Genomic DNA, 23,653 nt, shown 5'->3' on the forward strand with positions numbered 1-23,653 from the left:
CTATTTGTCCAGCTCCAGGGCTTAGAGGCACATGTCATAAGTCAACTCGTCCAAGAAGGCAAAGAACGCCTTCGTGGCCGATTCGCCTTATGCCACCCGCCTCTGAGCAAAGCCCCTCCGCTTTTCTTCCCGAAGGAACGAAGTGACGAGGAGGCTCACGGGCTACCCGCGGAAAGTGAAGTCTTGCACGGAAGTCAACAGCGGAGTTCGAAGCAAAATCTTTGTTTTAAACCACCATAAACAGGGCAAAATCAACAAGATAAGAAAAAATTCATCATGACTGCGCTTTCAAAAAGGGAGCGTTCTTGATTATCGTCTCAGCATTCGATAAAGTGAGATAGAAGAAAAATAAATTAATCGGAGGATGGTTATGACACACATTCGTTTTGATTATTCAAAAGCGTTATCGTTTTTTGGAGAACATGAACTTACATACTTAAGTGATGCAGTGAAAGTAGCGCATCATTCTTTACACGAACAAACAGGTGCTGGAAGTGACTTCTTGGGATGGGTCGACCTTCCTGTGGATTATGATAAAGAAGAATTCTCCCGCATTCAAAAGTCTGCTGAAAAAATCAAGAGTGATTCTGATGTCCTGCTTGTGATTGGGATAGGCGGATCTTACCTGGGAGCGCGTGCTGCAATTGAAATGCTGAATCACAGCTTCTATAATGCTCTTCCAAAAGAGAAGCGCTCGACTCCGCAGGTGCTTTTCCTTGGGCAGAACATCAGCTCTACTTACATGAGAGATTTGATGGACCTCCTGGATGGAAAAGACTTCTCAATCAACGTGATTTCAAAGTCGGGTACGACAACCGAGCCGGCGATCGCATTCCGTATCTTCCGTAAGATGCTTGAAGAGAAGTATGGTGTGGAAGAAGCACGCAAGCGGATTTATGCAACAACGGATAAAGCAAAGGGTGCACTTAAGACATTGGCGAATGACGAGGGCTATGAAACGTTCGTTGTACCTGATGATGTCGGCGGCCGCTACTCTGTTCTTACAGCTGTCGGTCTCTTGCCGATCGCGGTAAGCGGAGTTGAAATTGAACAGATGATGAAGGGTGCTGCAGAGGCACGAGAAGACTTCAGTAAGTCTGAACTGACTGAAAACCCTGCATATCAATACGCAGCTGTCCGTAATGTGCTTTACAACAAAGGGAAAACAATTGAAATGCTCATCAATTATGAGCCTGGATTACAATATTTCTCTGAATGGTGGAAGCAGTTGTTCGGTGAAAGTGAAGGAAAAGACCAGAAAGGGATCTTCCCTTCATCCGCAAACTTCTCCACAGATCTTCACTCTCTTGGACAATATGTTCAGGAGGGGCGCCGTGACCTATTTGAGACTGTCATCAAAGTACAGGAACCTCGTCATGAGCTGAAGATTGAAAAAGCGGACAGTGACCTTGATGGTCTGAACTACCTTGCAGGAGAAACGGTTGACTTTGTGAACAACAAAGCATTTGAAGGAACTCTTCTTGCACATACAGATGGTGGAGTACCTAACCTGATCGTTGAAATTCCGGCGATGGATGCCTACACATTCGGCTACCTGGTTTACTTCTTCGAAAAAGCATGTGCTATGAGTGGATATCTTCTTGGCGTCAATCCATTTGACCAGCCTGGAGTAGAAGCATACAAAGTGAACATGTTTGCACTTCTTGGGAAACCTGGATTTGAAGAAAAGAAAGCAGAACTAGAAAAACGTTTGAAGTAAATTTCATAATATTGAGCGTGTGAGATTCAATTCTCCGCGCTTTTTTTATACATTTTTCCTCCTCTTTAGGAAAAACTATGCCTAAAGAAAGGGGTATGATTTGAGTGATTGAGCTTTCATCGACTATTGAAGGTAAACATTATGAACTGTACAAGCTTGAACAGCTTCTTAAACCACTTGGCTATACAATCGGCGGTAATTGGGAGTATGATCATGGCTACTTTGATTATAAGATCGACGACGAGGTCGGCTATCAATTCCTGCGTGTTCCTTTCAGAGCGATTGACGGCCAGCTTGATTCCAGAGGTGCAACGGTTGAATTCGGGAAGCCATTCCTGCTGGGACATAAATATCAAAGGGGACTCGATGATTTTGCCACTGCCGGTGATTTTTCCGGGACGGTTAATCAATTCTCCGAACCGGAGGACCCTGATGCAAGTATTCCGGACAAATACGTCGACATCGGACGGGAGCTTGTGAAAGAACTGGAAGATACGATTATGACAAACTAAAATGCTGGAATTAATTGAATCAAAAAAGCTGGCTCCTATGACGGGAGTCAGCTTTTTCATTCCCTCGAACCTAATTGGTAATGACAAGAAGTTCATCTGAAGCTTCCACGATTGTCGTCAATGGAGGATTTACCGATGTTTCCTCCCCCTTTTTGATTCCAAGCAGGATGATATTTTTTTGCAGAAGCCTCTGACTTAAACTTTGGAAAGTTTCATTTACACAGTCTTCAGTAATCGGAACAAGCTGCAGGTGGTTTCCCCTGAGATGATTCAGAAGCTTCAGGATCGCCTTGGACATCCCTTGTGAAATGATGCTGTTGATCATGACATAGCTTGTCTGCATATTGGTTTGGACAACCTCATTCGCTCCAGCACGCTCAGCATTTATGACTTGGTCCTTCTGAAGGATTTCCACTACGGTATACACATCCGGATGATTCCCTTTTACCGCAAGCAGTGTCAGGACAGTATGCATATCGGCTTCCATTTCATTTCGATTCTGATCCGCTGTGATGATGGCGATCGAAGCTTCATGCATACTTGCTTTTTTCAGTACCTTATCCTTAAAGGGAGTTCCCTTGATGAAATGGATATGATGATTTCGATATGGATTCTGTTCAAGTGTTTCGTCAATCAGAATGATCTGCCCGCGGAAATGAAGCGAGTTCAACTGACCGATGATCTCCCTGGCACGTTCATTCCATCCGATAATCACTACATGGTCTTTCCCTTTGAAGTCCGCTTTTCCTTCAATATAGGCATTTTGCGACATGACTGTATTGGTCGCTAATGTAATAAAGTATGTAGAAAGAAATCCTGCCCCGACCAAGATAAGAACGATGCCAAAGATCCTGCCCTCGTTGGAAGTCGGAACAAAGTCCCCATACCCCACAGTCGACATCGTGATGATGGCCCACCAAATCCCGTCAAACCAGGACGGAAACGTATCAGGCTCGATAAAGTGTATAAGGATGCCAAATATCGTCATCAGACTTATGGCAATCATAAATATCCGCAATAATAAAGGCCAGCGCAAAAATTGATGAAACAGCTGCTGAACCATTCAACCAGCCTCCCTTTTTTATCCGCACTGACCATTATTGCCTAAACAGGGTTATCTCATAACTAATCCAGCCATTCTTTCTTTAACATACTATACATGTATGCGTCATACATGGTGTCTTCCTGCAGAATGTATTCACGCAGCAGGCCTTCGCGCCGGAAACCAAGCTTTTCCACGACACGGGATGAAGCCTGATTATTCGGGACGATCACTGCACCGATACGGTTCATTTCTCTTTCTATAAAAAGATACGTAATGAGTGGTTTTAACGCTTCCCCCATAATTCCATTCCCCCAGTAATCCGGGTGAAGGTCATATCCGATTTCGCATCGTTTATAAGACTTCGCAATTCCATGAAATCCGCATGTTCCCATCATCTCGTCGGTGCTTTTATCCACAATCGCCCAACGCATCGGACCTCCGACTGCCAACTGCTTCTCGAAGTTCTCAATCATATCCTCGGCCACTTCTTTAGAAGAGATGGGGCTCATGCCGAAATACTGCAGCACTTCCCTGGAAGTATAATGCTTAAATAAAAAACTGACATCTTCATTGGTGATCTGGCGTAAGATCAATCGCTCCGTTTCAAAGATTGGGTAGGTTGTCGTTGTCATCTTCATCTCTCCTTTAAAATGAGTATATCACGAGTATATTAGAAAATAAGGAAAATTTCGAAAAGTAAAGTGTGAGTTTTTCCTTTTTGCCTGACTGAAAGAAGGCATGTTTTGGTTCCCGGTAAGGCGGGTACTACAAGCGTAAACAAAAAACTTGAAAACAAGGAGAGTTGTACTATGATCGTTCACTTTTGTATAGAGGGGCAGCCCGAAGTTTTTCACAAGCAGGAGTTTGATGACATTTCGCCATTGCTGAAAATGAAAGAGGCAGGAACTCTATTGACCTTTAAGTTTGAACGGGAAGAATCCTCCTTTATTGAAGGGAGAATCATAAAAACCTCATTTGAGACACTGCTGAATCTCAACAATGAAATAATAGAGCAGTTCCTTGTTGTCCATTTGTTCGTTGAGAACGAATAAATGGAGCGGGGAAACTTTGCAGGAGATTAGTAATAAGAAACTGACGATTATTGATAATAAACCCTCCACCCTACCCCGCAAATATTCCAATACCCTACTTTTTCACTATTATTTTATTGAAAAATACAATAAATGGAAGTATGCTAAGAGAGTATTGTAATTTGTGAAAAGTGGGATGACAGGGGGATGGCAGGTTGAGACAGGTATGGAAAAACGGAATGAAAGCAATGCTTGCTTTGGCACTGATTTTTTCAGCGATGACGGTCATTGGAACTTCAACTTCGGCGGCAGGGGATATTAACAGAAGCATCGAGGGGCCGCCAGGAGGCTACGGAAGCTTGTCTTGGGAATATCAGGGGTTTAGCAGAACGACCTATTACAACATTTACCATTACTTAGATACCTCTGAACAATACTGGAAAAAAGTTTATTATGATAAAAACAATAACTATTTAAAAACAACTTATGGAGTAGAATAAAACGAAAAATGATTATGTCCTGCGACATAATCATTTTTTCTTTTAATTCTTGAAGGACTCCGCAATGCTGACCAAATCTCCTTTCCCAAGCAAGACATCAGAAGTGCGCGGGTTGTAGCCTATTGAATACAAGACACCATCTTTGTACCAGATAAGGTGACTCGTCCCCAGTTCCTTATTTTCACGGTAGCTGCCTGTTACATCACCGATTTTCACCGGTTCGTACATGGCAGGGGTAGCTGATTCAAGTCCCACATCTTGAGCGATCGTCAATCTTTGTCTCTCCGGTCCTGATAATTTGACAGAATAGATGTCAAACCCATCTTGAGGAGTATGTTTGTAGGTTCGATCCACAACTTCAAAAGGAACCAATGTCGGCAGTTTGATTTTTTTAATCCAATTTGGATCATTCTCGTTATCATGAAGATCCACATGCTGAAAATTTGTCTGACTTGCATTCTTGCCATTATCGAAAATACCAAGCTCGCTCCCCCCGAAATAAATAAACAAGGAAAGGCAGGCGAACATGAATACGGCTGACATGACAGGGGCAAGCACAGGTTTCCTGCTATGGGAAGATTTGCTTTTGCCAGAATGTATTTCATCTAAAATATTCCTTCGCATTTTTTCAGTGAAACCATGATCCTTGAACGTTTCTTTTTTCATCAACCCACGTAAACGACTCAATTCATCCATTGTTATACACCTCACTGTTCTGGTATGCGGCTCCCAACAATTTTCTTCCTTTTGCTAAACGCGTCTTGACTGTATTGATGTTCAGATCCATGCACTGTGCAATTTCCGCCAGCTTCATTTCTTCAAAATAAAATAAAAAGATGATTTCCCGGTATTTCACTGGCAGCGATAATAAATTTTGTATAAGTTCACTGTTGGTTTCTTCTTGAATGAGACTTTGCTCAGGTGTGCCGAATTTTCCCTTCACCATATCATTGATGGTGTTAGTGAAGGAAATCATCCTCGTATCCCACCGCCTTAGATAGTCCTTGCAATGGTTGATTGCCATCCGGACAATCCATGTCTTTAATGAGGATTCCTCACGAAAGGTATCCATCTTCTTGTAAACCTTCACAAATACTTCCTGCGTCAGGTCTTCAGCCAGGCTGTGGTCTTTCACGTAGGAATACACTATGTAATATATATCGTTGCCATACTCACTCATTGCTTTTTCCAGAATGAGGTCCCTGGATGTGTAAGGAAAGGCATCATATTGATTTTTCTGCAAAAAATCACCCGCTTTCGTCCTCTCCATTCTACCAATTTGACGCATGGCGTTGGGTGAAAGTTTTGAAATTTGTGGAAAAAATGTATGAAGAGTACTTTTTGTATGGAGACTTTTTCCAATTATGTGGAGTATAATTGAATGGAGCACTTTTACATATGGGGAGGAGGATCGTCTATATGAGGACAAGCAATATCATCTTGACGGCCATAATGGCAGGAATTTATTCTGGGATATTAGACGGCTTTGAAGAAAACAGGGGGCTTGCTCCCATTGCCAGCGTCCTTATTTTGATTATCATGACATTTAGTACGTCATTCTTATTCAATAAGGTTGTACAAAAATAATTTTCAAGGAAGAGAAAAGGGGAGTTTGATGGAAAAAATCTATTTATTACATGGATTCATGGGCACCGCAGAAACACATTTTATTCATCAGAAAGATCATTTTACTGATGGATATGAAGTGGAGTTAATTGATTTGCCTGGACATGGCGGCTCAACGCTTGAGGCGGAGCAAGATTACATCGAACAGACAATCGACTATATAATTAATGAATTAAAGAGCAAGGGAAGAGGGTATCTCTTAGGGTTATCACTAGGGGCTTCACTGGCAATCCACACTGCCCTTAGAGAACCGGACCTTGTAAAAGGAATTATTCTCACAGGCTATTCCCCGTTCATTCCGGAAGAGTTTAAAGATATGATGGAAAGTCAATATCATCATTTCATGAATATAGAAAAAAATGATCAGGATATTGCCCAACAATTCAAGGAGCTACACGGTGAAAAGTGGAAGGCAACGATGAAGAATGTGCTATATAAAATGACCTATCATTATCCTTCAGTAAGCGAGGATGAAATTAAAGGCATCATTCCGTCTGTTCTTGTCCTGAATGGCAGCAATGAATTGTATGAAGTCGAATCAGCTCTTCACATGAAAAGACATAATCCAGACATCTCAATCGGCCTGATACCAGGTGCAGGTCACACCGCCAACATCGATCAGCATGAAATTTACAATCGCATGGTGGAGAGTTTTCTTCAGAGAATGAACTAATTGTTTACGTAAAGAGGCTGGGACAAAAGTGTTTTAGTTTTAGTAAAACTCGACCTAATTGAATTCCAGAATTCAAATTAGGTCGGGTTTTATTGTGCGTTTAGTTTGTAGCTGTTCCAGCGGTTGATTGGAGTGCAAGACGAAGACTCCTTCGGGAAGAGTAGCTTATAAGAAAAGCGGAAGGGCTTTGCTCAGAGGCGGGGGGGCATAAGACGAATCGGCCTAGAAGGCGCTCTTTGCCTTCTTGGTCGGTTTGGCTTATGACCTGTGCCTCTAAGCCCTGCAGCTGGACAAGTAAGACCCCGCAGGAGCGCAGCTCCGAGGAGGCTCACGGGCTACCCGCGGAAAGTGAAGTCTTGCACGGAAATCATTAGCGGTAATAAGAGCCTTCACCGAAATTGTTCGTCCTTTGTTTGGGGGTTATAAGTTTTGTCCCCGCCTCTTCTTTTTGATATCCTCCCTGACCATCCACTCTATTAACCTCCCAAAAACAACCTTCAGCTCGACATAAATAATCAAAATATTCAAAACAGTTCATATGTCATACGTTATTACGACATTATGTGCATTAACAGGACTTAAGTGGTATAGACATCTATACTACCAATTCCATAAACTAGAATAGTAGAGTAAATGGAAGCCCTTACATTTTTGACCATAAGGAGGAAAAGATGGATGAAAAAGAGATCAATTGCTTTAACTGCTTTGATGTGTACCTCGTTATTTAGTCCCGCAGTTCTTGCTCAAGGTGGGGAAAATGACAGGGCAGTATCCGAAGCGGAAAATGTTCAGGCACACCCTGCATTCACTTGGGGGAATCCGGCACCTTCATCGCCTGTCCTTCATCCCGGTTCAGCACGGGGAGCAGGTATGATGCAATCGACTTTGGATGGGATCGATCCATTGATGGAAGAGAAGATTGCCGATGGTGTCATGCCTGGGGCTGTAGCGCTTGTCGCTAGAAGCGGCCATATCGTGAAGCATGGTGCTTATGGGGATGCGTACAGGTATACGGACGGTGATTTCACTGAAGCAGACTCCCCGATCGCTATGGAGAAGGACACGATTTTCGACCTCGCCTCCATCAGTAAAATCTTCACTACAACAGCAGCGATGATCCTTTATGAGGACGGGGCATTCCAGCTGGATGATCCAGTTGCGGATTATATACCTGAATTCGCGGCGAATGGAAAAGAAGAAGTCACAATCAGACAGCTGATGACTCACACATCCGGATTCACGGCATGGATTCCACTTTATAGTAAAGGGAATGATAGAGAGGACAGAATGCAAATCGTATTCAATCATCCGCTAGCGAACGAGCCCGGCACCGCCTATACATACAGTGATTTAAACATGATTACGTTAGGTGCCATCATTGAACGATTATCCGGACAGCGCCTCGATGAATTTGTGAAAGAAAACATAACAGAACCAATTGGAATGAAAGACACGATGTACAACCCGCCAGCTTCACTTAAAGAAAGAATCGCCGCCACTGAATATCAGCCGGCGATCGATAGAGGGCTCGTATGGGGGGAAGTGCATGATGAAAATGCCTGGTCACTGGACGGTGTCGCAGGTCATGCCGGGGTATTCTCGACTGCAGAAGACCTGGCTAAATTCGTACATATGTTTGTAAAAGAAGGGCGTTACGGCGGGAAACAAATCCTCCAGCCTGAAACGATCAAATTGCTTTCCGAAAATCAAATTCCCGAGTTCCCTGGAGACGATCATGGACTTGGCTGGGAACTGAACCAGGGATGGTTCATGGATGGGTTATCAGATGAGAACTCCCTTGGCCACACAGGATACACCGGGACATCGATCGTGGTGAATCAAGATAATGACACGATTGCCATCCTGCTGACAAACCGTGTCCATCCATCACGAAGCACGGTATCGACCAATACAGCCAGACGTCCATTTGCACGATTGGTTGCAGATTCGATCCCGGTCGAAATGCCTAAGAAAGAAGAAGCGTGGTTTTCAGGGTACGGTGATCAATTGGACCGCAGTTTGACAGCGGAAGTGAATATTGAGGAGGATGCTGCTTTATCGATTTATACCTGGTATCGAATTGAGAATAATTCTGACTTCGGTCATGTGGAAACATCACCTGATGGGGAAACATGGACGGCAGCCGGAAGTGAATTCACAGGTAACAGCGAAGACTGGTCAGAAGAAGAAGTGTCAATACCAGCGGGTACCAAGTTCATACGTTTTACGTACGAAACAGATTCGTATGCTAATTCCCGCGGCTGGTATGTCAAAGATATCGAACTGAACCTTTCAAATGGTGAAAAACTTCAGCCTGTCTTCACAGGCTGGGAGAAAAGAAGTTATTAAATAGGAAAAAGGAGGAGAAAAGATGAAGCATACGTATAAGGTACTCTCTCTAACGGTTCTTGTGCTGGCGATGATTATCTCAGGAATGCCGATGAACAATGCGAAAGCAGAGAGCCCGTTGAAAGATCTCATCATCTATCAAAACGCTCCGCAAGTGGATGTTTCAAATTCCGGTGAGGAATTCGAATTGAAGGCACTGAATGTGTATGAGGATGGACACTTCACATTTGTATCGGAAGGTTTGGACTGGAGTTCATCCAACAAGAATGTAGCATCTGTAGATGATAACGGAAATGTCACGTTAACAGGCAACAGCGGTAAATCCTTTATCAAATTGACGAATGGAGATTATACAGATCGAATTGCCGTGCATGTAAAACCTGCTCCTGAAAAAGGGGAGAAAGGCAAGCCGGCATCCAAGGCTATGATCGTGAAGGAAGAAAGAGAGCGCTATGACATTGTAGGTGAGGCAATCGCGAACATGACGATTGAAGAAAAAATAGGTCAGATGCTGATGCCTGACTTCAGAAATTGGGACGGTGAAAATGTAACAGAAATGCTCCCTAAAATCGAACAATTGGTGAAAGACTATCATCTCGGAGGGGTAATTTTATTCCGTGAAAATGTAGTGACAACGGAACAGACAACGAAACTGGTAGCTGATTATCAAGAGGCTGCGGAGAAGTATGGCTTATTGATGACGATCGACCAGGAAGGCGGAATCGTCACTCGTCTTCAATCCGGTACCGACTTTCCGGGGAATATGGCATTAGGTGCCACAAGATCAGCTGAGATTGCCCATAACGTTGGGAAAGCAATCGGTGAAGAACTGCATTCACTCGGAATAAACGTCAACTTTGCACCGGTAATGGACGTCAACAATAACCCAGACAACCCGGTAATCGGTGTCCGTTCTTTCGGTGGGGATCCTGAATTGGTAGCTGAAATGGGAGTGGCTTACACAGAAGGTCTTCAATCAACCGGTGTAGCAGCGACAGCCAAGCACTTCCCGGGTCACGGAGACACGGCTGTGGATTCCCATTTAGGACTTCCTGAAGTGCCACATGATAAAGAGCGCTTGATGGAAGTGGAACTGTATCCGTTTCAGCAGGCAATGAATGCAGGAATCGATGCGATCATGACGGCACACGTCACGTTCCCTAAAATCGACGATTCCAAAGCAATTTCTAAAAAAACAGGTGAAGAAATTGCGGTGCCAGCCACTCTTTCTCATAAAGTCCTGACAGAATTAATGCGTGAAGAAATGGGCTATGAAGGCATCATCACCACCGATGCGATGAATATGAAAGCGATCGCGGATCATTTCGGTGCAGTGGACGCTGCCGTCCGCGCAGTGAAAGCAGGCACGGATATCGTCCTTATGCCGGTCGGATTAAGTGAAGTAAGACAAGGGCTGCTCGATGCTGTCGACAGCGGAGAACTGTCGGTCGACCGAATCGAAGCATCTGTTGAAAGAATCCTTTCACTGAAAATCAAACGAGGTGTCATCAAGGAAGAAACGCCTCTTCCATTAGAAGAGAAAATCGCACAGGCAAGTGAAATCGTTGGCTCCCAAGAACATAAGCAAGTTGAGAAAGAAGCGGCAGAACGCTCCATCACCCTGGTGAAAAATGAGCAGGCCCTTCCTCTGAATGCAGCTGCCGATGAAAAAGTAGTGGTAGTTGGAAGATCCTTCATTGAGAACTTGGGGAATGCAGTGAAACAGCACCATGAAAATACAACCGTCATCGAGGCGCCATCAACCTATCAGCTAACAGAGGAACAGAAAGCGGAAATCAGGGAAGCGTCAGCTGTCATCGTTGGAACTTACACTTATAATGTTTCGGGCAGATCAGCGGAAAGTGCCCAGATGCAGCTGGTAAAAGCCTTGGGCTCAGAAACGGAAGCCCCGGTGATTGCAGTCGGAATCCGCAACCCATACGACATCATGGCCTATAACAGCGAAGTGGACGCTTACCTTGCTCAATACGGTTTCCGTACAGCAAGCTTCAAAGCAACCGCGGCAACGATCTTCGGAACAAACACACCTGGCGGGAAGCTGCCGGTATCAATCCCAGGCGTGGATGAAGGCACTCTATACGAATTTGGTCACGGCTTAACCTATTAATTTATAAAAATTGGAGGGGAAGTTATTGAAAAAGTGGATGATTGCACTACTCGCACTGGTCCTGGTCCTATCGACGATGTCAGCAGGATCTGCTCATGAAAATAACGGAAAAAGTCACGGACATGGAAAGGGAAAAGGCAAGCATAAGGAATTCTCACTTGGTGTCGAGCAGCTTCTGAAAGAAGAAAAGCACCTCATCGAAGGGAAAAAAGTTGGCCTGATCACGAACCCTACAGGTGTCGATCAAGAGCTGAATAGTATCGTAGACACACTGCACAATGACCCGGATGTTGAATTGACGGCCCTGTACGGACCAGAGCATGGTGTCCGCGGAGATGCACAGGCTGGTGAATATGTTGAATTTTACATTGATGAGAGAACAGGTCTTCCGGTATACAGCTTATACGGAGCAACAAAAAAGCCGACACCTGAAATGCTTGAAAACGTTGAAGTCCTCCTGTTTGATATCCAGGATGTAGGAACACGCTTCTATACGTATATCTACACAATGGCGTATGCAATGGAAGCGGCAAAAGAAAATGATATCCCAATCATCGTACTGGACCGTCCAAACCCATTAAGCGGTGAAGAAGTCGAAGGACCGGTACTTGAAATGGAGTATTCTTCATTTGTGGGTAAATACAGCATCCCTCTTCGCCATGGGATGACAGTCGGGGAACTAGCCAAGCTATTCAACACAGAATTTGAAATCGGCGCAGACCTGACCGTCGTGGAAATGGAAGGCTGGAAACGCGGGATGTATTATGATGAAACATCACTGGAGTTCGTCATGCCTTCACCGAACATGCCGACACTTGAAACGGCATTGGTATATCCGGGAGCGGCACTGATCGAAGGAACGAACGTATCAGAGGGACGCGGGACAACCAAACCATTCGAACTGATCGGTGCACCATTCATCAACGCCGCCGACCTTGCAGCGGCATTGAATGACTTGGAACTTGATGGCGTTACATTCAGAGCGGCGTCCTTCACACCGGCGTCCTCCAAGCACGCAGGCAAACTGTCACACGGTATCCAGATCCATGTCACGGACAAAAAAGCTTTCAAACCTGTCGAAACAGGTTTGCACATCGTCAAAACAATTCATGACATGTATCCGGAAGACTTCCAATTCCGTGCAGAAAACAGCGCCGGCATCTCATTCTTCGACAACCTCATCGGAAACGGCTGGATCCGTGAAGGAATCGAAGAAGGAAGAAGTGTGGAAGAAATGATTGAACAGTGGGAAGTAGAACTGGAAGAGTTTAAAAAAGTACGTGAAGAATATTTGATTTATTGATCAATCCATTGAAAGAGCTTGAGGCAGGCTGCCTCAAGCTCTTTTTCATTACGCCAAAAAAAAGAATAAATGATTCCCTGCAGCATATGTATAAAGGTGTTGCGGTCCTATCAAAATACTTCCATTTCCCCCCCTTTTATTGATAGCATAGTAGTGTGAGTATTTTAGTGTTAAAAAATCTTCGTTAAAAGCATATTTGATTTTAACTCGTTCGAGCTGTTGATTGGAGTGCAAGACGAAGACTCCTGCGGGAAAAGCGAGTTAGGTGAGACCCCGCAGGCGAGGCGAATGCCGAGGAGGCTCACCAACCGCCCGCGGAAAGCGAAGTCTTGCACGGAAATCAACAGCTGCATTAAAAGGTGGTTTATACGTGTTATTAATATTTTAATGGATTGTTTAAACCACCAAATCAATTAAAAAGAAAAGAGGTTATCAATCATGCTAAAGAAATTCGCAAGCGATGCATTGGGTATCAGTGATATCGGGAAAATCATCAAAAGAGAAGACTTTGATAAAACACAATCAGATGACTATGTTCTGACTGAAGACGGGGAGAAGATCCACTTCCTCATTAAATCAAAAACGGACGAATACTGCTTCACCAACCGTGCGCTCATTCATTTAGACGGTGAGAAAGCCTCCAGCAGCAAACGTAACCTTTACCGTTATGAATATTATCAGCATCCAATCAGCAACGTGTCCATCGAAACGGCCGGCACCATTGACCTGGACCTTGAAATAAAATTCACCATGGGCGGCCAAGTATTCTCAGTGGATATTGATAAAAAAGAAGGCGAAGCCATCGCTGACCTTTACAAATCACTTCTTGCCATCTCCCATATCCAGCAGGAAGGGAAGCGTATAATCGATTCTGCAGACCAGAGCCTGGCACTGGCAAGGGATTTGATTGCGAATAACCGATTCCATGATAATGATATTTCGAATGAATTTAAACAGACAACCAGCTTTGCATTTGAGTGGTTGAATGATCATTATAATGCGAATACAAGAAAAGATTTCGGCGAGGTTTTCAACCGCTATATTCAGAACTAGATAAATAAAAGCGCCTGCCATTATTGATGTGGCATGCGCTCATTGTTTCTTATCTTAACAACACTTTATCCAGCTCATACATTTTACCATAAGCGGTCAGCAGCTCTTCAGGCACCAGTGTCCGCCCATAAACCCAGGCGTTCTTCTCGATCAATGCCTTTAATTCTTTTATTTCCTTCTCGTCACCATACATCAGGATCCTCGTGTCATGCTTATTCTTCTTAAAATCCAGATAATAGCCGAGCACCCGGTAGAGAACGATTTTTACAAGGTTCTCCTTAGTCTCCCTTATATTCAACTTCGCTATATATCCATTAATCTTCAGGTAATTAAATCTTATTGTATTATGGGAAACGTTATAACTCATCGGCACAGTCAGCTGATTGTTTGCTTCATAGTTGATCTCTAGGTTGTGCCGGGATAATGTCTCTTGGATGATTTTCTCGATATTCCATATGTAAAGCATTCTGTATCACTACCCTTCGACGACTATTGTTTTAGTATAAGGAGGATTTCTTTCTTTGTAAAATAGCAGCTTTGTTCATCGCGGTCCTTTTTAGTGCCTGGCCCAGACCTCATAATTTCGACTTGAAGATTATGCATGGCAATTGAAAGATTATTGTGGAAAACTCGAAGATTATGAGTGAAAACTGAAAGATTATCGTCCAAAACTCGAAGATTATTAATGAAAACTCGAAGATTATCACCTAAAACTAAAAGATTTTCTCAAAACCACCATAGCGAGAAGGCTTGACCGCAAAAAATTATGCCTCCAATCCGCTTGTTTCGTTAAAAAATCTTCACTTCTCATGAAAAATAGCGATTTCTCACGTCACACGTAAAAAAAAGCAGGGAAACCGTTACGGTTTCCCTGCTTTTTCGGTATGGAGCATAGCGGGATCGAACCGCTGACCTTTTGGCTGCCAGCCAAACGCTCTCCCAGCTGAGCTAATGCCCCGAGCTACAATATGTATGCCTGTGTTAACGGCTATGAAAATATTTTAAAGGATAGCTTGTTTTCTTGTCAATAAGATTTAGGTGCCTATTTGAAAATTTTTATTCAATGCCACTGAAGGATTTGGCAGTATATGAACTCCTGCCGCGAGGATAATAAGAAAAATCCCCCCAACCGGTTTCCTGGCTATCTAAAAGAGGTATGTTAACATGGTACGGTACATAATTTAGCGAGGTGACACATGAAACAAGCTACACGAGTATTTTGGTATTCACTTTTTATTTCTTTGATCGTTGTTATATGGGGATCTGTTGCCCCGAAACATCTGGAGAGATTCACGGCTTCCTTCACGCAGGGAATCCTGGATAAATTCGGCTGGTTTTATTTACTTATTGTTATTGGCATCTTAATTTTCTGCGTATATTTAATGTTTTCGCGCTATGGGAAGGTCAGGCTTGGCAAGGCTGGTGAAAAACCTGAATTCAGCAACTCTTCATGGTTCGCTATGCTATTCAGTGCAGGAATGGGGATGGGGCTTGTCTTCTGGACGACGGCAGAACCAATCTCCCATGCGTTTAAAAGCAGTCCGGCAGCAGAGCTGGGGACGGATGCAGCTGTAAGGGATGCGCTGAAGTATTCCTTTTTCCACTGGGGGATCCATGCTTGGGCGGTATATGGAATTGTTGCTCTGGTATTGGCATACTTTAAATTCAACCGGGGTGCACCTGGTTTAATCAGTGCCACACTCACCCCGCTATTCGGGGAAAAAAGGATGAGAGGTCCATTGGGGCAGGGGATTGATGTCCTTGCTGTATTTGCGACTATTGTTGGTGTTGCAGCCACTCTTGGATTTGGATCTGCACAGATAACCGGAGGATTGTCCTTCTTATTCGGAACCCCGAACAATTTCACTGTACAGCTGATTGTATTGGCTGTATCAACCATTTTATTCATCTGGTCTGCATGGTCAGGCATCGGGAAAGGGATCAAATATTTGAGTAATATCAATATGGGTCTTGCCGCTTTCCTGTTGGTCCTTTTATTCATCGTCGGGCCGACCATGCTGATTTTGAATATGTTTACGAATACACTCGGCAATTACGCCGCAGATTTCTTTAAGATGAGCTTGCGCATCGCACCAATGGATGCCGAGGGCCGGACATGGATCAATGGCTGGACCATTTTCTATTGGGCTTGGTGGATCTCCTGGGCGCCTTTCGTCGGGATATTCATTGCGAGGATATCAAGAGGCCGGACGATCAAAGAATTTTTATTTGGCGTTCTATTACTCCCATCCCTTGTATGTTTCATTTTCTTCTCTGTATTCGGGGTCTCTGCCCTGCGGTTGGAGAACCTTGGGATAGCAGCCATTTCTAAGTTCAGTCTGGAGACATCGACATTCGGGACGCTTGCTGAATATCCGCTTGGAACCTTTATGTCTATCATCACGATTTTTGTCATCGCCATTTTCTTCATCACTTCCGCGGATTCCGCAACCTTTGTATTGGGTATGCTCAGTACCGGCGGCCGATTGAATCCGGGAAATCAGGTCAAGATTTCATGGGGCTTGATTCAATCGATGATGGCGGCTGCAGTTGTTTATTTCGGAGGGACCCAGGGACTGCAGAATATGCTGATTATCGCAGCTCTTCCTTTTGCCCTGGTCATAATCCTGATGGGCGTTTCATTCTATAAAGACATCCGGTCGGAGTTAAGGTCCAAATCGAATGAGCATAAACACAATGTATTGAAAAAAGGCAGCTGATCTCAGCTGTCTTTTTTGTGGGAAGGAGTCCCTTGTTCACAAACATTTCCTTTTATTAAAAATCCTTTTGATGTTATAGTAGGAAAATATATTTTCCACTATAGAAGGGGTTTCAACTAATGAGTTATAAAATGATTGTTCTTGATTTAGATGATACATTGCTTTGTGAAGACCAGACGATTTCAACACGCACGAAAGAGGCCTTGATGAAGGCACAGGAATCCGGAGTGAAGGTGGTCCTTGCTTCAGGGCGTCCCACATATGGCATGCGCTGGGTTGCGGAGGAACTGAAGCTCGACCAATATGGAAGCTACATTTTATCCTTTAATGGGTCAAAGATCATCAATTGCAGTACAAATGATGAAACCTACAGCCGTACATTGTCAGCTGAAACGGCTCATAGATTATATGATTTAAGCAAGCGTGAAGGCGTCGGGATCCTCACGTATTCGGATGATGCTATTATTGTAGAAGAGCCAAACGAATTTGCTGATATCGAAAGCAGACTCACTGGACTGCCGGTGAGAGTGGTGCCGAGTTTCAAAGAAGCAATTGATGGACCGGTCGTGAAGGCACTCATGCTCAAAGAGGCGGACCGGCTTGTTGAAGTGGAAAAGAAGCTGCAGACAGAACTTGACGGGGAGCTGTGCGTCATGCGCTCAAAGCCATACTTCCTTGAGTTCACGCAGCTTGGTGTAACAAAAGGTGCGAGCCTTGATTATTTGATCAAACCTCTGGGAATCAAAAGAGAGGAAGTAATTGCCATTGGAGACAGCTACAACGACCTTGCCATGATTGAATTCGCAGGTCTTGGAGTGGCCATGGGAAATGCACCGGATGATATTAAAGAGAAGGCTGATTTTGTAACAGCGTCTAACATGGAAAATGGCGTTGCAGAAGTAGTTGAGGCGTTCGTTCTGAATAAATTGACCGAAGTTTAAGGATTTTCAGGGCGGGATGAAGTCTTTCATTCTGACTTCGGACCACCCTGACAAAAAAAGAGCCAAACCTAATGATCAGATTCAGCTCCACTCCTTACTTTGGATCGCATTCCCAATGATATCCCGAACCATATCCCTTGCCAAAGCTCCCGCTCTCATGTGGACCGCTTCCCTGACCGTCTCCGTGATTGACCTCCGGAAGCTTCCGGTTGACGAATTTCGGAGGAAGGGGCTGAATTCCGAGAAAGCAGCTGCAGTCAATGGTGATGCATTTGTCGGTTTTATAGAGGGCGAATAATTCCTCGAGATCGTCTGTCGTGTATCCGTCAATATCTACTCCATCCAGTAACCGCAGTGTTGCACAATCTTCTTCGATATCGATTATTTTAAAGAACATGGTGCTGCCTGAGTGTAAGTGTGCTTCAAACGGTCGGCTATCTTCTTTTGTATAGAGAATAAAAGGGATTGTGTCTATCTTGTCGTGCTCACATATAAACTTGAATTTTTGAGTAGCCAATTTGAATTGCTCCTCTAATAATTCATTCAGGATTTTGCATATACAGTTATCGTGATGACAAATCATCGCCAAACTCCTCCTTTCAACTCTCTCTTATTATTAGTGTATTTTTGACTCGGGAAGTGGTGTAGTGCATATATAACGGTTCAGGTGGATTCTAAATAAAAATGAATGTCTTTAGAGGCATTTTTTGCACGCTTCTCTGATTCGTTGACTGAATCTCCCCCAGCCATTACATATCCGTATCGGTGCCCCATGGAAGTTGGGGGGCGGAGTATCTTTCCTTTTCTGGGTTTTATATAAACATCAATGATGCCTTCCTGTTCTTCTGCCTTGTTTTTTCCTGTCACTTTTAAGAGCTTACCCATCTTTTTTACGGTCATATAGTAGGTGTAGATATGTTTTTTCCATTTGGGGCCGGTACTGTGAGGTTTTCCAAGGTATACCCTTAACGTTTCTTCCACTACGCTCAGTCCGTATGCTTCAAAGATCATCTTATTCATGGCTCCCCCTGAAATTCGCGGGTTGATTTCAATTAGTTTCCATTGTTTCTTTACCAGCCTCATCTCAAGGTGACAGCTTCCGTTCACAAACCCCAGATCATTGACGATCTCTGCCACCTTTTTGACTAATGACGGTTGATCGTGAACGGGTGATACACTATACCCGGTGACTATGAATCGTTCTCGATAGTTGATTTCCTGTTTGACGACCACTGCGATCACGGGCTTGCCCTCTTTGACCACTACTTCGATTAAGTATTGCGGCCCTTCCAAGTATTCTTCTACAAGGATTGTGGAAGGCTTTTTCCGGCTTAATTTCTTTATGCCCCATGTCAGCTCTTTCTCATCATGAATGAGAAGGACATCCTTCGATCCGTTAGAAACGGGGGATTTTAACACAAAAGGATAGGGGATTGTTTTTACTCCCTCTTTTGAAAAGGGAGGCTCCATTTTAATGAAATCAGAAGAATAGTCTTTTCCAGTCAGTTTCGTCCGGAGTACTGTCTTATCCATACAATCTGTGATTGGCGCCAAGGAAATGCCGGTTCCGCAGAATTCATTGGAAAGCTGGGCTGCCAAATAAACGTAAGCATCAAAAAAACTGATGATGCATGCTATTTTCTTTCCTTGCTGCTGAAGGGAAGTTATTTCTTTCCTGATCGCTTCTTCCTGCCTTAAATTCACTTGAATCATTTCATCAACTTCCGGAAAGAGTTCTCTTTCCCTTAAAAATTTTCCGTTGTTTGTAAATAGAATAGTCGAGTAGCCCAGATTCTTTCCTGCTTCAATACCATCCCGCGAGGAGCCTGATTGATGTGTACCTATATAAATGATGTATTCGTTCATGGGGATAAAGCAGCTCCTTTATGAGTGTTCTTGGTTTTTTTAGTCTCTTACTCAGTATATGAGCTGCTCTGGGATAAGTATGGGCTGTATAAGGGGGAAACAGATAATTGGACGTACTTCCTACCCACGAAAATACGAAGTGGAATTGGTCAGGCAGGGTAATCCCAATAGGAGAAGTCCGGGAAAGAGATTGTTGCTTTCATATAACGGAAACGGACAATGGTGTTTAAAAAGCCGAATATAAGCCAAATCAACGTGGAATCAGCCTACACCCCGTATGTATTCTCAGAATAAACTATACGGTAAAGCATTGCTCGTACCCATTTGAGCTTTGAAAGAGAATACTATTAATGAAGGAGCGTACCTTGAATGAAGTCTATCATTTTTATCGAAACGACTAAGTCAGGTTCAAGTAGGGAAGCGATTAAGACGGCACACAGACTCGGATATTATACCGTCCTGTTTACTGAAAGACCTAACTTTATAGCCAAGCGGGAGGAGTTTCCCGATGTTCATCTCATGAAATTATGTGATCTTAGTGATATGGATGTACTCCAAAAGGAAGTGAAATCTCTAGTATTGAAGGGGGTAGAGATTTCGGCTGTTGTGAGCTATGTAGATCCCCATAGTTACACAGCATGTGCCCTTGCGGATGCATTTAATTTAAATCATTTTTCAACGGCGGGAATGAAAAATATTCAAAACAAAATTCAATCACGGAAATTGATGAAGGACTCATCGACAACCCCCTTGTACTGGACGATTGCAACAAATCGTGAAAGCAAAGCATTGGAACCGGAAATCAAAGATAAATTCCCACTGATCATGAAATCTCCCCAATCCACCGGTTCGAAAGATGTATACAAGGTTGAAAGTCTATTAGAATATAGGGAGCGGTATAAAACGTTGATGACTCGTTATGAAAATCAACCTATTTTAATAGAAGAATTTCTTCCGGAACCTCAGTACCTGGTGGAAGTGGTGGTTCATAAAGGAAAGGTTCATATTATGGCGTTGATTAAGCAGGAGATTCATTATAATCGACGTTTTATCGTTATGGGTTACAAATTAATGTTGAATGCAGGGAAGAACTTTTCTGATGGATTGAAAAAGGCGGTGGAAGAAATCGTTGCTCAGCACGGGCTTGAGAACGGTCCATGTCATTTGGAGCTTCGCCGGAAAGGAACTCGGTGGAAGCTGATTGAAATAAATGCGCGCATCTCGGGAGCTGGAATGAACAACATGATCAAAGCAGCCTATGGGATCAACCTGGTGGAAGAAACGTTAAAAATGGCTATGGGACAGGAGCCGGATTTAAAGCCTAAGTTTCAAAAGAATGCGTATATGCAATACGTAACCGTGGAAAAAAAAGGAACTCTCAAGAAAGTCACAGGAAAAAATAGAGCCCTTGCTTCACAAGGGGTAGTAGAGGTTTACGTCAAGCCGCGTAAAGGATCTGTGATAACACCGCCATTGTCGATGGGACACCGATATGCATATGTGACTGCAGTGGGAAAAACGGCAAAAGAGGCTGAAACCAATGCAAAGAATGCGGCAGCGGAAATTCAGTTTTGGATTGAAGAGTCTCCAAAGGAAAAGATCACAACGGAAATTAAATAAGAGAGAAGGGAGGGTGTCCGTTTCCCTTCCTTTTTTATGTACAAGTCTAAAAGTAAGTTAAAAAGCCTTGTTTCAGCTGATATTATTAGCTTGAAACAAGGCGTTCAATTTTTAATTTGATTCTGTCAGCAGTCCGGGTTTTGATCAATCGGGTGTGAGTTCTTAAGACGAATGATCAACCAAGGTGTTTCTTACAATACTCCACCGTATTCACCATCTCCAGCCCGCTCGCACCTTTGATGAGTATAGTCCAATTGGGTTTGATGGTTTTGAGCAGTTTCTCATTTAGTTGATGCATGGAGGATCGGTTAAAGTGAAAGATGCGCTGCTTGTTCATTCCGGCTTCATGTGCGCCAGTTCCAATATTTCTGGAAAGGTTGCCATAGGTAAAGAGGTAATCAATCTTTTTCTCGGCAACATACCTTCCTACTTCTTTGTGAACTGCTTCGTGTTTATTTCCGAATCCTGCCATACTTCCCAGGACGGCCACTTTCTTTTCTCCCTCAAGAATCGACAATACATCGAGGGCACCTTTCATGGCATCCGGAAATGCGTGCACCGTATCATCAATCAGCGTGATATTGTTTTTCAGCTGCATGACATCAAGCCTGTGCCTTGGTTTCTTTACTTCGCTCAGCCCTTGTTTCATTTCTTCGGGGGTAAAGCCGAGAAGGTCGGCGATGGCAATGGCTAGAAGGGCATTGTATACATAGAATTCCCCATGATAAGGAATGGAAAAAGTATGTGATTTACCCGAAAGCGTCAGGTCAAAGCTGATTCCTTCCACGCTGTAGCGCAGATTCTTTGCCTGATAATCGGAAGGGGTATGAATGCTGACCTTCTTCAGTACTCCAGTGAAATTCTTCGTATGCAGAAGCTTGGAATTCTTATCGTCTCCGTTCAGGAATAAATGACCATTTTGATTCATTCCTTTAATAAGTTCCGATTTAGCTGCTGCTATTCCTCTGATATCGCCATTGAAGTTACCGATATGAGCTGTGCCGATATTCGTGATCGCTCCTATGTTGGGCTGGATAATCTGACAATGCTTTTGGATTACACCGGGATATGCCATACCATACTCAAGTACGATGGCACGGTGAATGAAGTTGATTTCATCCTGGTGCTTTTCTGTATGGTCGGTCCTGTTCCAATAATCACTTGATTCGAAAGTAATCCAGCGTGTTCTGAGAATGGAGGCGATGATTGATTTGGTGGTGGTTTTCCCTGCGCTTCCGGTTACAGCAATGATCGGTCTTTCAACGGAGAAATTTATACTCATAGTATTTCTCCTTTCATTTTTTAATTCGGGAATTTTTCTTGGCTAAATAAATGCAATATTGGATGGTATTTTTCACGACATCCATTTCAAGATAAAAAGTCGGGGGGCACCCGGGTCTCCAGTTCACTTCATAGATCCAGATCTTCCCCAGGTCGTCCAATGCGACGTCAATGCCAAGTTCATCGATCGTTTCTGAATAGCGATCTTTTTGCAACTTATCCATATGACGGGCCAGGAGCAAAGAGAATTTTTCTAAATAACCCTTTATATTAAAATAATCATCTCCATATTCCTGCTTCAAAAAAGGAACGAGATAATTCATGGAGCCCCCGCTGTTGATATTCGAGACAATCGTGCCAGGGGCACCGATTCTCGGATAGATAGAGGTTATGACCCACTTTCCTTCACCGTTTTTCTGAACGTGAAGACGAAAATCAAATACGCTGCCATCTTTTGTCCGGCAATTGATATAAGGCTGTACAAGAAAGTCCTCTTCCCCAATATGTGTTGAAACAAATTCTTTTAATTCATCATAGGAATATAGACGATCGTCCGTGTTTATTAAAAGTCTAAAATCATTTCCAACACGTTCAATAAGAATGATCGATTGACCTTTACGTCCGTTTACTGGTTTAAATACAATCTTGCGATAGGCGTCGAGAAAAGAGAAAAAGTGATTTGTCCCTCTGACAACCTCTGAGGGAATCAAATATTGTGTGAATTCTCCAGCTTCCTTTAATCGTCTATAAACAGACATTTTATTGCCGATCGAATGAGTAGTAAATGGAATATTCTTCTTCAGTTCTTGGATGACATCATTGGATTTAGCCAGCTTTTCAGGACTTCCAGTGTTATAGATGACATGAGGAAAAGGGAAGGTTCCTTCCACCCATTCACCGTCTTTATATTCAAATCCTGAAATTGTTTTCGTTTTTAGATTTATTCCTCCCGGAGAGAAATAAATCATTTCCGTTCCTTCTGCCATGGCCACAGCTGCATAAGCGTACGCTTTGATGACACTGTCAGGATGCTTTCTGTGGTGCAGCATTCCAATTCGAATCAATTGACTAACCTCCTTTTGATAAATAATTGATCTTCTTCCTAACTAGTAAATGACGAAAGACCCAATTAGGGAACGACACTTGTAATAGGACTATCGCCTTTTTTATTTTCATGGCTCTGTTAAACGCCGCTGTTGATTTCCGTGCAAGACTTCGCTTTCCGCGGGTGACCCGTGAGCCTCCTCGGCAAGCCTGCGGGCCGAAAAGCGGAGGGGCTTCGCTC

The 23,653-nt window shown here is 43.5% G+C and carries 22 protein-coding genes and 1 tRNA gene; 13 read left to right on the plus strand and 10 right to left on the minus strand.

The genetic code is table 11. The features are described from left to right. Positions 1–370: 370 nt before the first annotated feature. Entirely contained in the window at positions 371–1,720 is a 1,350-nt protein-coding gene (locus AAEO50_RS19450) for a glucose-6-phosphate isomerase (protein ID WP_341986019.1), read from the plus strand. 104 nt (positions 1,721–1,824) lie between these two features. Beyond that, positions 1,825–2,232 carry a YugN-like family protein gene (locus AAEO50_RS19455; protein WP_341986020.1) on the plus strand — a complete coding sequence of 136 codons (408 nt, stop codon included), beginning with the start codon at positions 1,825–1,827 and terminating at the stop codon, positions 2,230–2,232. A gap of 70 nt (positions 2,233–2,302) precedes the next feature. Here the strand turns inward: AAEO50_RS19455 and AAEO50_RS19460 are convergent, their stop codons facing one another. Together AAEO50_RS19460 and AAEO50_RS19465 are read right to left on the minus strand one after the other, a co-directional pair. After that, positions 2,303–3,295 carry a potassium channel family protein gene (locus AAEO50_RS19460; RefSeq protein ID WP_341986021.1) on the minus strand — a complete coding sequence of 331 codons (993 nt, stop codon included), beginning with the start codon at positions 3,293–3,295 and terminating at the stop codon, positions 2,303–2,305. Positions 3,296–3,357: 62 nt separating this feature from the next. Beyond that, entirely contained in the window at positions 3,358–3,909 is a 552-nt protein-coding gene (locus tag AAEO50_RS19465) for a GNAT family protein (RefSeq protein WP_341986022.1), read from the minus strand. Positions 3,910–4,086: 177 nt separating this feature from the next. Between AAEO50_RS19465 and AAEO50_RS19470 the strand changes: the two genes are divergently transcribed. Then, positions 4,087–4,329, plus strand: a complete 243-nt coding sequence (locus AAEO50_RS19470) for a hypothetical protein (RefSeq protein ID WP_341986023.1) — start codon at positions 4,087–4,089, stop codon at positions 4,327–4,329. Positions 4,330–4,523: 194 nt separating this feature from the next. Next, positions 4,524–4,808, plus strand: coding sequence for a hypothetical protein (locus tag AAEO50_RS19475; RefSeq protein WP_341986024.1), 285 nt, complete (start codon positions 4,524–4,526; stop codon positions 4,806–4,808). A gap of 42 nt (positions 4,809–4,850) precedes the next feature. Here the strand turns inward: AAEO50_RS19475 and AAEO50_RS19480 are convergent, their stop codons facing one another. Both AAEO50_RS19480 and AAEO50_RS19485 read right to left on the minus strand, forming a co-directional pair. Further along, positions 4,851–5,504 (minus strand): hypothetical protein, encoded by a 654-nt coding sequence (locus AAEO50_RS19480; protein WP_341986025.1) that lies wholly within the window; start codon positions 5,502–5,504, stop codon positions 4,851–4,853. After that, positions 5,497–6,051 carry a sigma-70 family RNA polymerase sigma factor gene (locus tag AAEO50_RS19485; RefSeq protein WP_341986026.1) on the minus strand — a complete coding sequence of 185 codons (555 nt, stop codon included), beginning with the start codon at positions 6,049–6,051 and terminating at the stop codon, positions 5,497–5,499. Before AAEO50_RS19485 ends, AAEO50_RS19480 begins: the two co-directional genes overlap by 8 nt. Before the next feature lie 176 nt (positions 6,052–6,227). Here AAEO50_RS19485 and AAEO50_RS19490 point away from each other — a divergent pair, with 176 nt between their 5' ends. The 6 genes from AAEO50_RS19490 to AAEO50_RS19515 all read left to right on the plus strand — a co-directional run bounded on the left by AAEO50_RS19490 (position 6,228) and on the right by AAEO50_RS19515 (position 13,940). Further along, complete coding sequence (locus tag AAEO50_RS19490; RefSeq protein WP_341986027.1) at positions 6,228–6,395, plus strand: hypothetical protein; 168 nt, start codon at positions 6,228–6,230, stop codon at positions 6,393–6,395. 28 nt (positions 6,396–6,423) lie between these two features. Continuing rightward, positions 6,424–7,107: an alpha/beta fold hydrolase gene (locus AAEO50_RS19495; protein ID WP_341986028.1), complete on the plus strand. Its 684-nt coding sequence runs from the start codon at positions 6,424–6,426 to the stop codon at positions 7,105–7,107. Positions 7,108–7,782: 675 nt separating this feature from the next. Continuing rightward, on the plus strand, positions 7,783–9,456 hold the full coding sequence (locus tag AAEO50_RS19500; RefSeq protein WP_341986029.1) for a serine hydrolase domain-containing protein: 1,674 nt from the start codon (positions 7,783–7,785) through the stop codon (positions 9,454–9,456). Positions 9,457–9,478: 22 nt separating this feature from the next. Then, positions 9,479–11,584, plus strand: a complete 2,106-nt coding sequence (locus tag AAEO50_RS19505; protein ID WP_425383233.1) for a glycoside hydrolase family 3 N-terminal domain-containing protein — start codon at positions 9,479–9,481, stop codon at positions 11,582–11,584. A gap of 25 nt (positions 11,585–11,609) precedes the next feature. Next, positions 11,610–12,887, plus strand: coding sequence for a DUF1343 domain-containing protein (locus AAEO50_RS19510; RefSeq protein WP_341986030.1), 1,278 nt, complete (start codon positions 11,610–11,612; stop codon positions 12,885–12,887). Between the two features lie 438 nt (positions 12,888–13,325). After that, complete coding sequence (locus AAEO50_RS19515; RefSeq protein WP_341986031.1) at positions 13,326–13,940, plus strand: PH domain-containing protein; 615 nt, start codon at positions 13,326–13,328, stop codon at positions 13,938–13,940. 49 nt (positions 13,941–13,989) lie between these two features. On the opposite strand, the gene AAEO50_RS19520 is transcribed toward AAEO50_RS19515, so the two are convergent. Together AAEO50_RS19520 and AAEO50_RS19525 are read right to left on the minus strand one after the other, a co-directional pair. Continuing rightward, complete coding sequence (locus tag AAEO50_RS19520) at positions 13,990–14,406, minus strand: hypothetical protein (protein ID WP_341986032.1); 417 nt, start codon at positions 14,404–14,406, stop codon at positions 13,990–13,992. Between the two features lie 419 nt (positions 14,407–14,825). Next, positions 14,826–14,898: transfer RNA gene (locus AAEO50_RS19525), tRNA-Ala, on the minus strand. Between the two features lie 238 nt (positions 14,899–15,136). Between AAEO50_RS19525 and AAEO50_RS19530 the strand changes: the two genes are divergently transcribed. Beyond that, positions 15,137–16,660 (plus strand): BCCT family transporter, encoded by a 1,524-nt coding sequence (locus AAEO50_RS19530; RefSeq protein WP_341986033.1) that lies wholly within the window; start codon positions 15,137–15,139, stop codon positions 16,658–16,660. A 119-nt stretch (positions 16,661–16,779) separates the two neighbouring features. Beyond that, positions 16,780–17,601 (plus strand): Cof-type HAD-IIB family hydrolase, encoded by an 822-nt coding sequence (locus AAEO50_RS19535; protein WP_341986034.1) that lies wholly within the window; start codon positions 16,780–16,782, stop codon positions 17,599–17,601. A 94-nt stretch (positions 17,602–17,695) separates the two neighbouring features. Here AAEO50_RS19535 and AAEO50_RS19540 read toward each other — a convergent pair whose 3' ends face one another. Together AAEO50_RS19540 and AAEO50_RS19545 are read right to left on the minus strand one after the other, a co-directional pair. Then, complete coding sequence (locus AAEO50_RS19540) at positions 17,696–18,184, minus strand: CotY/CotZ family spore coat protein (protein WP_341986035.1); 489 nt, start codon at positions 18,182–18,184, stop codon at positions 17,696–17,698. 80 nt (positions 18,185–18,264) lie between these two features. After that, positions 18,265–19,467 (minus strand): ATP-grasp domain-containing protein, encoded by a 1,203-nt coding sequence (locus tag AAEO50_RS19545; protein WP_341986036.1) that lies wholly within the window; start codon positions 19,465–19,467, stop codon positions 18,265–18,267. Positions 19,468–19,836: 369 nt separating this feature from the next. Between AAEO50_RS19545 and AAEO50_RS19550 the strand changes: the two genes are divergently transcribed. Next, positions 19,837–21,087, plus strand: coding sequence for an ATP-grasp domain-containing protein (locus AAEO50_RS19550; protein WP_341986037.1), 1,251 nt, complete (start codon positions 19,837–19,839; stop codon positions 21,085–21,087). A 175-nt stretch (positions 21,088–21,262) separates the two neighbouring features. On the opposite strand, the gene AAEO50_RS19555 is transcribed toward AAEO50_RS19550, so the two are convergent. Then, a complete protein-coding gene (locus AAEO50_RS19555; RefSeq protein WP_341986038.1) occupies positions 21,263–22,369 on the minus strand; it encodes a UDP-N-acetylmuramoyl-tripeptide--D-alanyl-D-alanine ligase in 1,107 nt (368 codons plus the stop codon). A gap of 13 nt (positions 22,370–22,382) precedes the next feature. Continuing rightward, the gene (locus tag AAEO50_RS19560; RefSeq protein WP_341986039.1) at positions 22,383–23,432 is read right to left on the minus strand and encodes a YheC/YheD family protein; all 1,050 of its coding nucleotides are present in this window, start codon (positions 23,430–23,432) and stop codon (positions 22,383–22,385) included. Between the last annotated feature and the right edge of the window lie 221 nt (positions 23,433–23,653).

The organism is Rossellomorea oryzaecorticis (assembly GCF_038405515.1).
In the GTDB taxonomy this organism is placed as follows: domain Bacteria; phylum Bacillota; class Bacilli; order Bacillales; family Bacillaceae_B; genus Rossellomorea; species Rossellomorea oryzaecorticis_A.

What these genes read in the sequence shown, in the direction of transcription:
- AAEO50_RS19450 (WP_341986019.1), top strand. Translation starts at nt 371, where the DNA reads ATGACACACATTCGTTTTGATTATTCAAAAGCGTTATCGTTTTTTGGA.
- AAEO50_RS19460 (WP_341986021.1), bottom strand. Translation starts at nt 3,295, where the DNA reads ATGGTTCAGCAGCTGTTTCATCAATTTTTGCGCTGGCCTTTATTATTG.
- AAEO50_RS19465 (WP_341986022.1), bottom strand. Translation starts at nt 3,909, where the DNA reads ATGACAACGACAACCTACCCAATCTTTGAAACGGAGCGATTGATCTTA.
- AAEO50_RS19470 (WP_341986023.1), top strand. Translation starts at nt 4,087, where the DNA reads ATGATCGTTCACTTTTGTATAGAGGGGCAGCCCGAAGTTTTTCACAAG.
- AAEO50_RS19480 (WP_341986025.1), bottom strand. Translation starts at nt 5,504, where the DNA reads ATGGATGAATTGAGTCGTTTACGTGGGTTGATGAAAAAAGAAACGTTC.
- AAEO50_RS19490 (WP_341986027.1), top strand. Translation starts at nt 6,228, where the DNA reads ATGAGGACAAGCAATATCATCTTGACGGCCATAATGGCAGGAATTTAT.
- AAEO50_RS19495 (WP_341986028.1), top strand. Translation starts at nt 6,424, where the DNA reads ATGGAAAAAATCTATTTATTACATGGATTCATGGGCACCGCAGAAACA.
- AAEO50_RS19500 (WP_341986029.1), top strand. Translation starts at nt 7,783, where the DNA reads ATGAAAAAGAGATCAATTGCTTTAACTGCTTTGATGTGTACCTCGTTA.
- AAEO50_RS19505 (WP_425383233.1), top strand. Translation starts at nt 9,479, where the DNA reads ATGAAGCATACGTATAAGGTACTCTCTCTAACGGTTCTTGTGCTGGCG.
- AAEO50_RS19515 (WP_341986031.1), top strand. Translation starts at nt 13,326, where the DNA reads ATGCTAAAGAAATTCGCAAGCGATGCATTGGGTATCAGTGATATCGGG.
- AAEO50_RS19520 (WP_341986032.1), bottom strand. Translation starts at nt 14,406, where the DNA reads ATGCTTTACATATGGAATATCGAGAAAATCATCCAAGAGACATTATCC.
- AAEO50_RS19530 (WP_341986033.1), top strand. Translation starts at nt 15,137, where the DNA reads ATGAAACAAGCTACACGAGTATTTTGGTATTCACTTTTTATTTCTTTG.
- AAEO50_RS19535 (WP_341986034.1), top strand. Translation starts at nt 16,780, where the DNA reads ATGAGTTATAAAATGATTGTTCTTGATTTAGATGATACATTGCTTTGT.
- AAEO50_RS19540 (WP_341986035.1), bottom strand. Translation starts at nt 18,184, where the DNA reads ATGATTTGTCATCACGATAACTGTATATGCAAAATCCTGAATGAATTA.
- AAEO50_RS19545 (WP_341986036.1), bottom strand. Translation starts at nt 19,467, where the DNA reads ATGAACGAATACATCATTTATATAGGTACACATCAATCAGGCTCCTCG.
- AAEO50_RS19550 (WP_341986037.1), top strand. Translation starts at nt 19,837, where the DNA reads ATGAAGTCTATCATTTTTATCGAAACGACTAAGTCAGGTTCAAGTAGG.
- AAEO50_RS19555 (WP_341986038.1), bottom strand. Translation starts at nt 22,369, where the DNA reads ATGAGTATAAATTTCTCCGTTGAAAGACCGATCATTGCTGTAACCGGA.